The organism is Candidatus Palauibacter sp., assembly GCF_965237495.1.
In the GTDB taxonomy this organism is placed as follows: Bacteria; Gemmatimonadota; Gemmatimonadetes; order Palauibacterales; family Palauibacteraceae; genus Palauibacter.
The window spans coordinates 1,095,760-1,108,883 of record NZ_OZ250143.1; the positions used below are offsets into that span (position 1 = coordinate 1,095,760).

The following is a 13,124-nucleotide window of genomic DNA, read 5'->3' on the forward strand; positions in this document are numbered from 1 at the left end:
CCCCACTCGTGACCGCGCCACGTAGGCGGCCTCTGCACCTTGCGCCACGTCCCGCACCGACTGAATTTCACTTAAGCACCTCGCCACGGTTGCCATCAACGGTCCTTTCCGAATGATCCACTATTAGACGTGCCCGGGTCCACCAAGTCCTCCAATCGACCGTGGACAACTCTTCCTTACCAGTCCGTCGATCACAATAGAGTCTATACCGGTAGAGTTCTCCGAAGTCCGTCCAATCCTCGTGAAATCCGATGATCTCCGCCATGACTTCTACGGGCCTCGTTCGTCCGAAGTGCGGACGACCGTGCATCCAGCATCCCAGTATCGCTGAATGCCGAACGATCGTTCCCAAGACCGACAGTTCAAACGGATCGTCCCATCTTCTCGTAAGCGCCCTTCTGACATCGGCGAGCACGGTCCGAAATCCCCTCAGGTCACGTGCTACCTTCTTGTACTGCGGAAGCTCATCGAGCAAACGTCGAAACCGACCATGGCAGGCGTCGTCCTCGAACAATGGCCGTCCCTCAAGCCGTAAATGATGCAAGAAGAGCGAGCCGTATCCGGCCATCCCAAGAATCTCGTTCCAGGAGTAGCAGCTGATGCTGGCATCTCTGAACGTTGCAACTACGTCTTGCACGCGCGCGTTGTAGACACTCGGATCCTCGATCACGAGCACGTCGAAGTCGCTATCTGATTTCGCATCCCCTCGCGCGTGGGATCCGTACAGCCACACGGCTTGACTAGCCGTCACTGCCGGAGGCTCCAGCGAAAGACATATGCTGCGGCGAAAGCGAGCACTATGACGCCACATATCGCCTCGGTTGTAGCAATCACGTGTGTGACCCACCGTGTTGTGAAAATGTCGGAGAGATTGGGTATCGGAAACATCGTCGAAATGCTGAATAGCATGCAATCACCAAAGCTGACATTGCCATCGCCATTCTGATGACCAAATCCGAATCGAAGAAGATAGTAGTAGATCGAGGGGAAGATCCCAAGTGCTGCGATCGAAGAATTTCGCAAGAGAACGAATAAGCTCTCCCCGTACCCAAACAAATATCTGTTGAGCCGGCTGCCAGCTAGACGGAACAGGGCCCGGAATTTCGAGAATCCGGGGTAGTGACTTACGTACCAGTCAGATTCGCCGAGCACTGCTTTGAGCAGGTGGCTCTCGCGGGCCGCCATCTCTTCAGTGCGGTATCGCCGCGCATCATCTCGCAACCCGAGCTTCGAAGATTCTAAGGCAAGGTTGCCGCAGATGTCGCTGCGGAGATTGGGCTCTTCAGGTAGGGAAGAACGCATGTTCTCGAAAGGGATGACACATCTGTGGAAACGGGTATAGCGTAAGTTACATGCCACGAGGACGATCTTGGGAAAGTCACAATCAGTGAAGGTACACCCGACGAGCGTACAGTTCTTCAGGGTGGCGCGACGAAAATAACAATTGATGAAGACACAATTCAGGAATTCGAATGCGTTCAGGGTCGCGTCCTTGAAGCTCAGGTTGGCGAATGTACAGTGCTGAAAGCGTCCAGTCGACAGAGACTGGTCATCGAGCCGCTGGGAAACGAAGGTCCTATCAGTCGCTTGGTACGGTTCCGCTAAGGCTTGTACAGGCCGACCGAAGTCGTGAGGTGTCACCGTAGACACTTGCTATTCCGCCATCCCCTTCTCGTTGAGGACCTTCCACACCTTGTCGGGGGTGATGGGGATGTCCAGATGCGTCACGCCCAGGTGCGCCAGCGCGTCCACCACCGCGTTGGCGATGGCGGGCGGCGCACCGACCGTCGCCGACTCGCCGACGCCCTTCGCGCCGAGCGGGTGGTGCGGGGACGGGGTGATCGTGTGCGCGGTCTCCCACGCGGGGGTCTCCATGGACGTGGGGACGAGGTAGTCCATGAACGAGCCGGCGAGGTTGTTGCCGTCCTCGTCGTAGGGGATCTCCTCGAACAGGGCGGGTCCGATGCCCTGGGTCAGGCCGCCGTGGATCTGCCCCTGCACGATCATGGGGTTGATGATGTTGCCGCAGTCGTCCACCGCCACGAAGCGGCGCACCTTCACCTCGCCGGTGCCGCGGTCGATGTCCACGACGCAGATGTAGGTGCCGAAGGGGAAGGTGAGGTTGGGCGGGTCGTAGTAGTTCGTCGCCTCGAGCCCCGGCTCCATCCCCGGCGGCAGGTTCGTGTACGCCGCGAAGGCGCAGTCCTGGATCGTCACCGACCGGTCCGGCGCGCCCTTCACCGAGAAGGTGCCGGGCTCCCAGTCGAGGTCCTCTTCGCTCACCTCCAGCAGGTGCGCCGCGATCTTCGCGGCCTTGGCCTGGATCATGCGGGCCGCCATGGCGCCCGCGGCCCCGGCGGTCGGGGTCGAGCGGCTGGCGTAGGTGCCCAGGCCGTAGGGCGCGGTGTCGGTGTCGCCCTCCTCGACCTGCACGTGCGCGGCCGGGAGTCCGAGTTCCTCGGCGATGATCTGCGCGTAGGTCGTCTCGTGGCCCTGGCCCTGCGACTTGGTGCCGAACCTGGCGATGGCCTTGCCCGTGGGGTGGATCCGCACCTCGGCCGAGTCGAACATCTTGATGCCGAGGATGTCGAAGTCCTTGGACGGACCCGCGCCCAGCACCTCGGTGAAGCTGCACACGCCGATCCCCATCAGTTCGCCGCGCGCGCGCTTCTCGGCCTGCTCTTTGCGCAGTGCGTCGTAGCCGATCATCTCCTTGGCCTTGTCCATCGCGGCCTGGTAGTCCCCGCTGTCGTACTCCCAACCCAGGAGCGACTTGTACGGGAAGGCTTCCTTCGGGATGAAGTTCTCCTCGCGCAGCGTCGCCGGATCCTTTCCGATCTTGTGCGCCAGCGTGTCCACGACGCGCTCCAGGCAGTGCACGGCCTCGGTCACGCGGAAGGAGCAGCGGTAGGCGACGCCGCCCGGCGGCTTGTTCGTGTACACGGCGTCGACCTCCGCGTACGCCTGGTCCATCACGTAGGAGCCGGTGCAGATCGAGAACAGCCCGGCGGGGAACTTCGAGGGCGCGGCCTGCGCGTCGGCGTAGCCGTGGTCGGCGAGGGTCTTGATGCGCAGCCCCCGGATCTTCCCATCGGCGTCGGCCGCGAGTTCGGCGTCCATGTGGTAGTCGCGCGCGAACGAGTCGGCCTGGAGGTTCTCCATTCGGTCCTCGATCCACTTGACCGGCTTGCCCAGCACCACGGACGCCGCGATCGCGATCACGTAGCCCGGATAGATCGGCACCTTGCCGCCGAAGCCGCCCCCGATGTCCGGCGACACGACGCGGATCTTCTCCTCGGAGAGCCCGACATGTCCCGCCACCAGCGCGAGGACGGTGCGGATCGCGTGCGGCGCCTGCGTCGTCATGTAGACGGTGAGGTGGCCCTCGACGGGGTTGAAGTCGGCCACGCAGCCGCACGTCTCGATCGAGGCGACGTGGATGCGCGGCACGTGCATGCGCTCGCGCACGACGACATCCGCCTCCCGGAACACCTTGTCGGTGGCTTCCTTGTCGCCCGCCTCCCAGTGCCAGATCCGGTTGTCGGTCTGGCCCTCCTTGTCGGTGCGGAGGACGGGCGCGTCCGGCTCCAGAGCCTTGAAGGGGTCGATGACGGGCTTCATGGTGTCGTAGTCCACCTCGACCGCGGCGACCCCGTCGGCGGCCGCGTAGCGCGAGGTGGCGATGACGCCCGCGACTTCCTGCGCCTGGTACATGACGGTGTCGGTCGGGAGCACCATCTGAGTGTCCGACATCAGAGTCGGCATCCAGTGCAGGTTGTACGCCTCCAGGTCCTTGCCGGTGAGGACGGCGAGCACGCCGGGGATCTCCAGCGCCTTGCTCGAGTCGATGCCCTTGATCTTCCCGTAGGCGATCGGGCTGCGCACGATGTCGAGCCACAGCATGTCGGGGAGGACGATGTCGTCGACGTAGTTGCCGCGACCCTGCAGGAAGCGGGGGTCCTCCTTGCGCTTCATGGAGTGCCCCATGCCGCAGATCTTGGCGGAAGTCCTGGGTGCCATCAGCTTGCCTCCCCCGTGTTCGCGGTGTTCGCCGTATTCGCCAGTTTGTCGGCGGCGTACTGGACCGCCTTCACGATGTTCACGTAGCCGGTGCAGCGGCAGAGATTGCCGGAGATCGCCTCGCGGATCTCCATCTCGCTCGGATCGGGATTCTCGGCCAGGAGGGCCATGCCCGTCATCAGCATGCCCGGCGTGCAGAAGCCGCATTGCAGGCCGTGCTTCTCCCAGAAGCCCTCCTGCAGCGCGTTCATGCCGTCGGCGCCGGCGAGTCCCTCCACGGTACCGATCTCGGCCCCGTCGGCCTGCACGGCGAGGACGGTGCACGACTTGGTCGGCTTTCCGTCGAGCAGCACCGTGCAGGCGCCGCAGTGGGTCGTGTCGCACCCGATGTGGGTGCCGGTGAGCCGCAGTTCGTCGCGGATCAGGTGGACGAGCAGCAGTCGCGAGTCGACCTCGGCGGCGTGGGCCGCGCCGTTCACGGTGACGGTGATCTGATGTTTCGCCATGGCGCTATCCTCCGGCCCGCGCGAGCGCGGTGCGGATGGCCCTCGCGGTCAGCACGCGGGCCATGTTCTTCTTGTATTCGACCGAACCGCGCCGGTCGGCGACCGGGTCGGCCGCGTCGGCGGCGGCCTGGGCGGCGGCCGCGATCGCGTCCTCATCGCCGGCCGCGGAGCCCGTGAGGGCGTCTTCCGCGGCGGAGGCCCGGATCGGTGCGAAGCCGAGGTTCGTGAGTCCCACGCCGGCCCTGGCCACCGTCCCGTCGTCGGCCAGCGAGAGTTGCACCGCCGCGCCCGCCACCGCGTAGTCACCCACCTTCCGCTCCAGCTTGACGTAGGCGCCGCCGCTGCGGGCGGTCGGGACGGGGACGTGGATTTCGGTGAGGATCTCGTCCTCCCCCAGCGCCGTCATGAAGAGGCCGTGGAAGAAGTCGTCGATGTCGATCGTGCGCTCTCCGCCCGGCCCCGTGGCGACGACGTGGGCCCGCAGCGCGAGCATGGTCGCCGGGTGGTCGTTGGCGGGGTCGCCGTGCGCGAGGTTGCCGCACACGGTGGCGCGGTTTCGCACCAGCGGATCCGCGATCACGCGCGCCGTGTCGACCAGGATCGGATACCGTGCCGCGACCACCGGGGAGCGGTCCAGCTGCGACTCGGTCACCAGCGTCCCGATGCGCAGGCAGCCGTCCCTCTCCTCGATGGTGTCGAGGCCCGGAATCCGGCTGATGTCGATGATGTGCGCGGGCGCCGCGAGACGCAGCTTCATCATCGGGAGCAGGCTCTGGCCACCCGACATCACCTTGGCGTCGTCGAGTTCGCCGAGCAGACCGAGCGCCTCGTCGAGGCCGCCCGGCGCGTGGTAGTCGAATTGCGGGGGAATCATGCCTCTGCCTCCTTCGCTTCGCTTGCAAGCGCGGTGGTGAGCCTCGCCACGAACTCCTGTAACATCTTCTTCGACACGACCTGGGTCATGCCGCGGCCGAGCTGCGCCAGGATCCCGCTTACGGTCACGTCGGAATCGAGCGTCACCTCGGTTCGGCCGTCGGCAAGCGGCGTGACCCGGCTGTTCATCGTCATGTCGGCGGTGCCCATGCCGGCCTTGCCCTGGCCCTTGGCGTGCACGACCGCCGAACGATCGTCTTCGTTCAATAGAAAGGATACGGTGCCACTATAGGCCGCCACGAGGGGGCCCACCTTGATGACGATGCCGCCCGCATACGTCGTGTCGTCGATCTTCTCCTTGATTTCCGCTCCCGGCAGCAGCGCCGCAACCCGTTGCGGGTCGGAGAGCAGCGCCCACACATCATCGGCGGGCGCGTCGATCGTGAACCCCTCCTCGATTTTCATGGGGATTCCTCTCTCATGCGGACGCCTCTCTCATGTCTCATGCGTATTCCTCTCGGACGGTCAGGCGGTTAGCAAGGGAAGCACGGCTTCCAGCGATTCCAGATTGTGCGCCGAGACAAGCCGGTCGACGTGCGGCAGGGCCGCCTTCATCCCCTTCGCCTCCGGGCGGTAGCGCGGGTCTCCCATCAACGGATTCAGCCACAGCACCCGGCGGGCGCGCCGCCGGATCGCGAGCAGCGCCATCTCCAGAGACTCGGTGTCGCCGCGGTCGAGTCCGTCGCTCAGGATGAGCACCGTCGTATCCGCGCTCACGGTCTCGCGCAGGTAGTCGTCGGCGAAGGCGAGCAGGCACTCCCCGATGCGGGTCCCGCCGGACCAGTCCTCCACGTTGCGGGCGAGGCGCTCCAGAGTGGCGGGGATATTGCCGCGGGTGATCCAGGGGGTGAGCCGCGTGAGCGAGGTGTTGAAGGCGAAGGTCTCTACCCGGCGGGAGATCCGGCGCAGGGAGAGGACGAAGGTGAGGAGGAAGCGCGAGTAGGCGTCCATCGATCCGCTGGTGTCGCAGAGCACGACGAGATGCGGCCACTCGACGGCGCGGGCGCGGCGGGACAGTTCCATGAACTCTCCTCCGTAGGCCAGCGAGCGCCGGAAGCTGCGGCGCATGTCCACGACCGGGCCGCCGGGGGACGGGACCAGCCGGCGGCTGCGGCGGGTGGCGATGCGGCTCGCGAGGTGCGCGAGCAGGCGCTCCATCTCCGCGAGGTCCTCCTCCGTACACTCGCCAAAGACCTTGCGCCTGAGCAGCGCGCGCGGGCTGTAGCCGGGCCGGTCGCCATCCGCCTCTGCGCGGTCCGCCTCCTCGCCCGCCGTCTGACCGTCCAGGAGGCGGCGGATGCGCATCAGCGGCGGCTCGCTGTGCTCGTCTCCGCGCCAGCGCCTCGGGGGACCCCGGCCTTTCGGGTCGGCCTCGGCCTCCCCGAGGGCCGCGGACCGCCAGCGCACGTCGAACAGGCGGTCGAACTCGGCCCACCAGCGATACGGGATCTTGAGGGCGGCGCGGAGCGCCAGGCGCACCTCCCGGGGGTCACCGATGTCGACGAAGCCGAGGGCGCGGGCCCCGTCGATCTCGTCGCGCAGCCCCACCGGGACGCCGAGGCGCCGCAACTCGCCGGAGAAACGGACCAGGTGAGCGACCAGTTCCCGCTCCGGCGCGGGCGCGGCGACCGGCATCAGCCCGCCCGGGCCGCGGCCACGAGGGTGTCGATCTCGGCCGCCTTGAACTGGCCGCTGTCGTGGTAGTCCTTGATCAGGCAGCCCAGCGTCTCCGTCACGATGTCCGCGTCGAGGCGGTCGCAGTGGAGCGTCACCAGCGCGCGCGCCCAGTCCAGCGTCTCCGCCACCCCCGGGGGCTTCATCAGACGGCGCCCGCGCAACTGCTGAACGAGGTGGGTGATCTCCTCGGCGAGAGCGTCGGACACGTCCGGGACCTTCGTGCGCACGATCTCGACTTCCTTCTCGAAGTCGGGGTGCTCGATGTAGAGGTAGAGGCAGCGCCGCCTGAGCGCGTCGCCGATCTCGCGCGTTCGGTTCGAGGTGAGGACGACGAGCGGGCGGTGGGTGGCGCGGATCGTGCCGAGTTCGGGGATCGTCACCTGAAAGTCCGACAGCACCTCGAGCAGGAAGGCCTCGAACCCTTCGTCCGCGCGGTCGATCTCGTCGATGAGGAGCACCGGCGGCGCGTCCGTCCGCGTGATCGCCCGCAGCAACGGGCGCTCCAGGAGATAGCGCCGCCCGAAGATGACGTCTTCCAGCCGGTCCACGCCCGCCTCGCCGCTTTCGCCCGGAGGGGTGGGGGTCGCGGCGGACCCGGCCGCGGCTGCCTCGCCGGCCTCCATTCGAAGGCGCAGCAGCTGCCGCTGATAGTTCCACTCGTACAGCGCGGTGTTCGCGTCGAGGCCCTCGTAGCACTGCAGGCGGATGAGTTCGGTCTCCATGACGCCGGCCATGACCTTGGCGATCTCCGTCTTGCCGACGCCCGCGTCCCCCTCGACGAGGAGCGGCTTCTCCATGGAGCGCGCGAGGTGGACGGCGGTCACGATGGACGGCTCGGCGATGTAGTCCAGCCCGCGCATCGCCGCCTCCAGCCGGCGGACTTCGGGCCTCACGCCGGACCCCCCGCCGAGCTGGGGGCGTAGGCTTCCGGCGTCGCCTCGAAGCGGGCACGGCAGCCTTCGCAGCAGAAATGGACGGCTACGCCCTCGAAGGCCGACGAGGGCGCCCCCGCCACGGAGACGGTCATGCCGCATACCGGGTCGATGGCGTGGGCCTCGGAGGGTGGAGCGTCGGCTTCGACAGACGGCTCGGCTTCGTCTCGCTCCCCCGGTCGCGCCGCCAGGTCGACGATTTCGGCGAGGATGCTGACCGCGATCTCCTCGGGGCTCTCGGCGCCGATGTCGAGCCCGGCCGGTCCGCGCACGCGCGCGATCTCCTCTTCGCCCAGCCCCTCGGCGGCCAGGACACGGCGCACCTCCTCCATGCGGGTGGGGGAGGCGATCACGCCCAGGTAGTCCGGCTTCGCAGCCGCCAGCGCGACCAACGCGCGCTCGTCGCTCCGTCCCATGGTGGCGACGAGCCCGTACAGCTTCGCTCCCCCGGACCGTCCGGCGTACCGGCGGGCGGCGCCGGCGAGGTCGTCGACGACTTCGTCCGCCACCTCCGCGAGCGCTTCGTCCTCCGCGGCAGCGGCGACCGTCGTGTATCCGACCGCACGCCCCAGGCGTACCAGGGCCACGGCGATCGGCGAACTGCCCGCCACGAGCAGGACGGGAGCCGGCAGGACCGGATTGATGTGGACTTCCACCTTTCCTCCGCTGCTGCAGGACATGGGTACCTGGATCACGTCGTCGGGCCGCCCGGACGTCGAACCGAAGGCGAGCAGCCGGGACTCCCCCTGATCCAGCGCCTCCAAGGCGTGGCGGATCACCTCGGACCGGGTACAACTGCCGCCGATCCAGCCGTGCATGCCCCCGTCCGGCGTGATCAGCGCGGTGTTGCCGGGCTTGCCGCTCGTTGGGCGCTCACTCCGCACGACGGTCGCGAGAGCGTAAGGCCGGCCCTCGGTCGTCAGCCGCGCCGCGAGATCGACCAGGTCTCTATTCACGATTCGCCGGATCGACCGGAGATTCGGTCGCGCCCGCAGCGGCGAGTTCCCTCCGCACGGATTCGTAGTCGTCCGGTCGATCAAGGTCGCGCAGCCGGCCGGCGGGCCACTCCACCAGGACCGCCCGCTCCATGTGCCGGCGCACGACCTCCCGCCCGCACCCCGCCTTCATGCGCGCGATTTCCCCGAACAGCGCCCGGTCGTACAGGATCGGCGGCGCGTTGGCCTCGCCGCCATACGTCGACACGACGAGCGGCGCGCCCGTCTCCCGGTAGCGCGCGACCAGCGTGCGCACCATGCGCGCGGTCACGAAGGGCATGTCGGCCAGCATCACGACGGCCGCCTCGCAATCGCCCGCGACCGAACCGACCCCGGCCGCCGCGGAGGTCTGGATGCCCGTCGCATGATCGGGGTTGAACACGGGGACGCAGGCGAGCTCCCGGACCTCCCCCTCGACCGCCTCCCGGAAACGTCCCGTGACGACCACGATGGGGTCGAGTCCCGCTTCACCCGCCAGTCGGACGGCGCGCCGCACGAGGCTCTCCCCGCCGATCTCCAGCAGGAGCTTGTTGCGCCCCATGCGGGTCGATGAGCCGGCGGCGAGCACGACCCCCGCCACGCCGCCTCCCTCCGCCGCCCGGGCGCTCAACCCTCCGCCTCCGGCGACATCCCGGACTTCCGGAAGTGTCCGCACGCGAAGATGCCCGGGACCTCGAACGGCAGCGGTCCCAGCTGCCCGGCGTACCGTGCGCTGAGATCCATCATCGTGATGCTCTCGACCGTGTCGAAGCCGGCCTCCGCCATCAGCGCGCTCATCCCGGCCAGACTGAACTCGGAGACCATCGGCTCGCCTCTTTTCGCGACGTATGCCTCCAGGGCCATGCGCTTCCCGCGGTGCTCCGGCCACGCCGACGCGTCGTCGAGCATGTGATCGAGGACGACCTCGGACCCCGCCACCACGCCCTCCGCGATCGAGCGCGCGGCCGCCTCGATGACCTCCGGCGTCAGATAGTAGGTGAGTCCCAGGAGCGAGAAGAAGGCCCGCCGTCCGGGGTCGAAGGCCGATGCCGCCAGCGCTTCCATGACGGGCACCTGCGCGAGATCCGCCGCCACGAAGTGCAGCCGCGGCGGCACCGCCAAGCCGGCCCGCGCCAGCCGCTCCCGCTTCACCGCCTGCATGGCGGGCAGGTCGATCTCGAACACGTCGAGGTGCTCCATGAGGTCGGAGCGCCGGAGGGCGAACGAGTCCAGCCCCGCTCCGATGATCACGTACTGCGTGATCCCATCCCGGATGGCGGCCTCGAGCGCCTGCTCCGAGTAGCGGGCCCGGATCAGCACGCCCAGGATGGACGGCTGCAGGTCCCGCAGGAGCCAGCGGGAGGCGATCCAGGCGGCGGGACGGATCGTCACGAGGAGGCGCAGAGGACGGCCGCACAGCCGGAGGGCGTAGGGATCCTCCACGAGGCGGACGCGATCGTGTTGGTGGTGGGCGCGGGCCGCGGCCACCAGTTCGGCCGTCGTGGCTCGTGTGTTCATCTCTTGCCGATATCCCTCACGCTCACGCGGATTTCCGCCGCCGGCGCCGGGGCAGGCCGCGCGCCAATGCCACCCCCGACAGGATGACGGCGGCTCCGATCAACTGCTGCCCGGTGGGCGTTTCCGAAAGCCACAGCCACGCCGTCGCGAGCGCGATCACCGGCACGAGGTTCTGGTACACCGCCGTCCGACTCTGTCCGATTGTCCGCACGCCGCGCGACCAGAGCAAGTAGGCGACCGCGATCCCGAACACCCCCGTGTAGGCCGTCCCGAACCAGATTCCGACCGGCATCGCACCCCAGTCGGCCCTCAGAAGGTCGGGGATGCCGGCGAGGACGATCACGGGCAGCCCCGCCCACAGCGTCCACGCGGTCACCTCGAGCGCCCCGCGGCGCTTCGTCATCCGATGTCCGAACACGGTGTACGCGGCCCACGACATGGCCGCTCCGAGTACGAGCACATCTCCGAGCCCGGCGCCGCCGACCTCCCGGTTCCCGCCCATGACGAGGATGGCCATCCCCGCCAGCGCGGTCACCGCGCCGCACAGGATCGCGAGGCTGAAGCGCTCCCTGCCCAACGCGGAGGCGATCGCGAGCACCCACACGGGACTCGTGGAGAGGAGGAGCGCCGCGTTCCCGGTGAGCGTGGCGTCGATCCCGAAGATGAACAGGATCTGGAACGCGACGTGACCCACCAGGCCCAGCGCCGCCACCCGTTTCCACTCCGTGCGCGGCGGCAGGACCGGACGCCCCGTCGCGCGCAGCAGAACCAGGACGGCGAGCGCCGCGAAGGGGAAGCGCAGCGCGTTGAAGGCGAGCGGCTCCAGGTGCCCGAGGATGAGCTTCACGACCGAGAAGTTGATCCCCCAGATGACGGCCGTGAGCAGCAGGCCGAGATCGACCGTCAGGCCGTGTCTACGCCGCCGGACGGGCCGGTCACCCATCGAGTTCGTCAATCGCGCTCGCCGTGGGGATGGGGACGAGGGGGCCCCGGCCGAAACCCGGGGCGGGACAGGAAGAGTATATTCGGGAAGTACTCCGGGAGTCGAACGCACACCCTTTCACGAAACGAGCGTCCCGATGAATGACGAGTTCATGACGCGGGCCATCGATCTGTCCGAACGCAGCATCGAGGAGAGCGGGGGGCCGTTCGGCGCCGTCATCGTCAAGGACAACGAGATCGTTGCGGAGGGGACCAACCGCGTCACGCTGGACAACGATCCAACGGCCCACGCCGAAGTACAGGCGATTCGAAAGGCCTGCGTCCGGCTGAATACGTTCGATCTCGGTGGCTGCGAGATCCATGCCAGCTGCGAACCATGCCCGATGTGTCTGGGAGCGATCTACTGGAGCCGCATCCGCCGCGTGTACTACGCGAACACCCGGGAAGATGCGGCCCGCATCCGGTTCAGCGACGAAGACATCTACGACGAAATGGCCAGACCCCTGAGCGAGCGCAGGATCGTCTCGCTGGTGCGGGTCCCCTCTGACAGGGCGCGAGACGCCTTCGAGCGCTGGACCCGGAAGCGGGACCGGACGCCGTACTAGCCGTGTCGGGCGTCCACGACTCGTCGCGCGTGGCCGGCGGGCGGGCCGCTACGACCCGGCGTTCTCCAGCGCGTCGAGCACCACGCCGGCCAGGTGCGGCAGGTGGGTGCGCATCCGTGATTCGTCGGAGTTGATCTGGATCGAGACGGCCACGCCGTGGTCCGGGTAGTAAGCGACGAGCGAATTGTATCCGGGCCAGAAGCCCCCGTGGCCGTAGGTCAACCCGTGTTCGCTCTCGGCGACGGACACCGCCAGACCATATCCCAGGTGCGGCTTCGTGCTGTCCGTCGGAAACCCCACTTCGAGCAACTGGGGAAGGTCGTCCCCCGCGATCGCGTCGCCCTCGTACAGCAGTTTCGCCCAGCGCACGATGGCCTGGGGATTGTTCACGAGACCGCCCCCCGTCCACTCCTGAAGGGGATGGAGGATGAACCGGCCGTCCACGACGACTTCGAGCGGCGTTCCGTAGAGCCGCGAGCTTGCGTGCGCATAGCCCTGGGCGAGTCCCGGCAGGTCGCGCCGGTCTGCCGCAAGCGTCAGATCGAGACCGAGCGGGTCCAGAAAGAAGTCGTCGAGGAGATCGTAGTACGGGCGGCCCGCCGCCTCCTCGATGGCCAGACCCGCCAGAGTGTAGTGAACGTCGCTGTAGTGGTATCCCCGGCCGGCGGGGAAGAGCGGTTCAGCGTCCAGCTCGGTCTGAAAGCTTTCCACGAGAGTCGCGGTGGCTTCCGGAGACAGGGAAGCCTCAGCCTCGGCCGCCGCATCCGCGGTCGAATCCGGCGCTGGCCCGCAGGCCACAGCGAGGAAGGCGCCCAGGCCGGCCAGGCGCAGGTCGAAGAGTCGGGCAGTCCATGGAGACATCTTTTCAACGCTCCTGGAGACATTCTTGCAACGCAAACAGGAACAAGATATCAACACGGCCAGGAACAAACATTCGACGAAGCGACGGCGGTGAGGGACCGCTCGCGTCGTGGGCCCGGGGTCCCGGTGTATTGCGCGGCTATCTCCGCAGTGCAG

General features: G+C 67.6%; 14 protein-coding genes and 1 pseudogene. 1 reads left to right on the forward strand and 14 read right to left on the reverse strand.

Annotation, left to right across the window (positions count from 1 at the left end):
- Positions 1–67: 67 nt before the first annotated feature.
- The 13 genes and pseudogenes from ACPXY0_RS04650 to ACPXY0_RS04710 all read right to left on the reverse strand — a co-directional run bounded on the left by ACPXY0_RS04650 (position 68) and on the right by ACPXY0_RS04710 (position 11,515).
- A complete protein-coding gene (locus tag ACPXY0_RS04650; protein ID WP_423928922.1) occupies positions 68–811 on the reverse strand; it encodes a nucleotidyltransferase domain-containing protein in 744 nt (247 codons plus the stop codon).
- Positions 748–1,302 (reverse strand): hypothetical protein, encoded by a 555-nt coding sequence (locus tag ACPXY0_RS04655; protein ID WP_423930773.1) that lies wholly within the window; start codon positions 1,300–1,302, stop codon positions 748–750. The genes ACPXY0_RS04650 and ACPXY0_RS04655 overlap by 64 nt, the downstream gene beginning before the upstream one ends.
- 93 nt (positions 1,303–1,395) lie before the next feature.
- Positions 1,396–1,650 (reverse strand): annotated as a pseudogene (locus tag ACPXY0_RS04660) (pentapeptide repeat-containing protein); the annotation flags it as partial.
- Between the two features lie 3 nt (positions 1,651–1,653).
- Complete coding sequence (locus tag ACPXY0_RS04665; protein ID WP_423928924.1) at positions 1,654–4,020, reverse strand: aerobic carbon-monoxide dehydrogenase large subunit; 2,367 nt, start codon at positions 4,018–4,020, stop codon at positions 1,654–1,656.
- Positions 4,020–4,526, reverse strand: coding sequence for a (2Fe-2S)-binding protein (locus ACPXY0_RS04670; RefSeq protein ID WP_420462525.1), 507 nt, complete (start codon positions 4,524–4,526; stop codon positions 4,020–4,022). Before ACPXY0_RS04670 ends, ACPXY0_RS04665 begins: the two co-directional genes overlap by 1 nt.
- Positions 4,527–4,530: 4 nt before the next feature.
- The gene (locus tag ACPXY0_RS04675) at positions 4,531–5,400 is read right to left on the reverse strand and encodes an FAD binding domain-containing protein (RefSeq protein ID WP_423928927.1); all 870 of its coding nucleotides are present in this window, start codon (positions 5,398–5,400) and stop codon (positions 4,531–4,533) included.
- Entirely contained in the window at positions 5,397–5,864 is a 468-nt protein-coding gene (locus ACPXY0_RS04680; protein WP_423928928.1) for an SRPBCC family protein, read from the reverse strand. Before ACPXY0_RS04680 ends, ACPXY0_RS04675 begins: the two co-directional genes overlap by 4 nt.
- 60 nt (positions 5,865–5,924) lie before the next feature.
- A complete protein-coding gene (locus ACPXY0_RS04685; RefSeq protein WP_423928930.1) occupies positions 5,925–7,094 on the reverse strand; it encodes a vWA domain-containing protein in 1,170 nt (389 codons plus the stop codon).
- Positions 7,094–8,029 carry an AAA family ATPase gene (locus ACPXY0_RS04690; protein ID WP_423928932.1) on the reverse strand — a complete coding sequence of 312 codons (936 nt, stop codon included), beginning with the start codon at positions 8,027–8,029 and terminating at the stop codon, positions 7,094–7,096. The genes ACPXY0_RS04685 and ACPXY0_RS04690 overlap by 1 nt, the downstream gene beginning before the upstream one ends.
- On the reverse strand, positions 8,026–9,024 hold the full coding sequence (locus tag ACPXY0_RS04695) for an XdhC family protein (protein ID WP_423928934.1): 999 nt from the start codon (positions 9,022–9,024) through the stop codon (positions 8,026–8,028). The genes ACPXY0_RS04690 and ACPXY0_RS04695 overlap by 4 nt, the downstream gene beginning before the upstream one ends.
- Positions 9,017–9,673: a nucleotidyltransferase family protein gene (locus ACPXY0_RS04700; RefSeq protein ID WP_423928936.1), complete on the reverse strand. Its 657-nt coding sequence runs from the start codon at positions 9,671–9,673 to the stop codon at positions 9,017–9,019. The genes ACPXY0_RS04695 and ACPXY0_RS04700 overlap by 8 nt, the downstream gene beginning before the upstream one ends.
- Complete coding sequence (locus tag ACPXY0_RS04705; protein WP_423928938.1) at positions 9,670–10,560, reverse strand: class I SAM-dependent methyltransferase; 891 nt, start codon at positions 10,558–10,560, stop codon at positions 9,670–9,672. Before ACPXY0_RS04705 ends, ACPXY0_RS04700 begins: the two co-directional genes overlap by 4 nt.
- A 22-nt stretch (positions 10,561–10,582) precedes the next feature.
- Positions 10,583–11,515: a DMT family transporter gene (locus ACPXY0_RS04710; protein WP_423928940.1), complete on the reverse strand. Its 933-nt coding sequence runs from the start codon at positions 11,513–11,515 to the stop codon at positions 10,583–10,585.
- Positions 11,516–11,639: 124 nt separating this feature from the next.
- On the opposite strand from ACPXY0_RS04710, the gene ACPXY0_RS04715 reads away from it, so the two are divergent.
- Entirely contained in the window at positions 11,640–12,107 is a 468-nt protein-coding gene (locus ACPXY0_RS04715) for a nucleoside deaminase (protein ID WP_423928942.1), read from the forward strand.
- A gap of 48 nt (positions 12,108–12,155) precedes the next feature.
- Here the strand turns inward: ACPXY0_RS04715 and ACPXY0_RS04720 are convergent, their stop codons facing one another.
- Positions 12,156–12,968, reverse strand: a complete 813-nt coding sequence (locus tag ACPXY0_RS04720; protein WP_423928944.1) for a serine hydrolase domain-containing protein — start codon at positions 12,966–12,968, stop codon at positions 12,156–12,158.
- Positions 12,969–13,124: the final 156 nt, after the last annotated feature.

What these genes read in the sequence shown, in the direction of transcription:
- ACPXY0_RS04650 (WP_423928922.1), bottom strand. Translation starts at nt 811, where the DNA reads ATGTGGCGTCATAGTGCTCGCTTTCGCCGCAGCATATGTCTTTCGCTG.
- ACPXY0_RS04655 (WP_423930773.1), bottom strand. Translation starts at nt 1,302, where the DNA reads ATGCGTTCTTCCCTACCTGAAGAGCCCAATCTCCGCAGCGACATCTGC.
- ACPXY0_RS04665 (WP_423928924.1), bottom strand. Translation starts at nt 4,020, where the DNA reads ATGGCACCCAGGACTTCCGCCAAGATCTGCGGCATGGGGCACTCCATG.
- ACPXY0_RS04670 (WP_420462525.1), bottom strand. Translation starts at nt 4,526, where the DNA reads ATGGCGAAACATCAGATCACCGTCACCGTGAACGGCGCGGCCCACGCC.
- ACPXY0_RS04675 (WP_423928927.1), bottom strand. Translation starts at nt 5,400, where the DNA reads ATGATTCCCCCGCAATTCGACTACCACGCGCCGGGCGGCCTCGACGAG.
- ACPXY0_RS04680 (WP_423928928.1), bottom strand. Translation starts at nt 5,864, where the DNA reads ATGAAAATCGAGGAGGGGTTCACGATCGACGCGCCCGCCGATGATGTG.
- ACPXY0_RS04685 (WP_423928930.1), bottom strand. Translation starts at nt 7,094, where the DNA reads ATGCCGGTCGCCGCGCCCGCGCCGGAGCGGGAACTGGTCGCTCACCTG.
- ACPXY0_RS04705 (WP_423928938.1), bottom strand. Translation starts at nt 10,560, where the DNA reads ATGAACACACGAGCCACGACGGCCGAACTGGTGGCCGCGGCCCGCGCC.
- ACPXY0_RS04715 (WP_423928942.1), top strand. Translation starts at nt 11,640, where the DNA reads ATGAATGACGAGTTCATGACGCGGGCCATCGATCTGTCCGAACGCAGC.
- ACPXY0_RS04720 (WP_423928944.1), bottom strand. Translation starts at nt 12,968, where the DNA reads ATGTCTCCATGGACTGCCCGACTCTTCGACCTGCGCCTGGCCGGCCTG.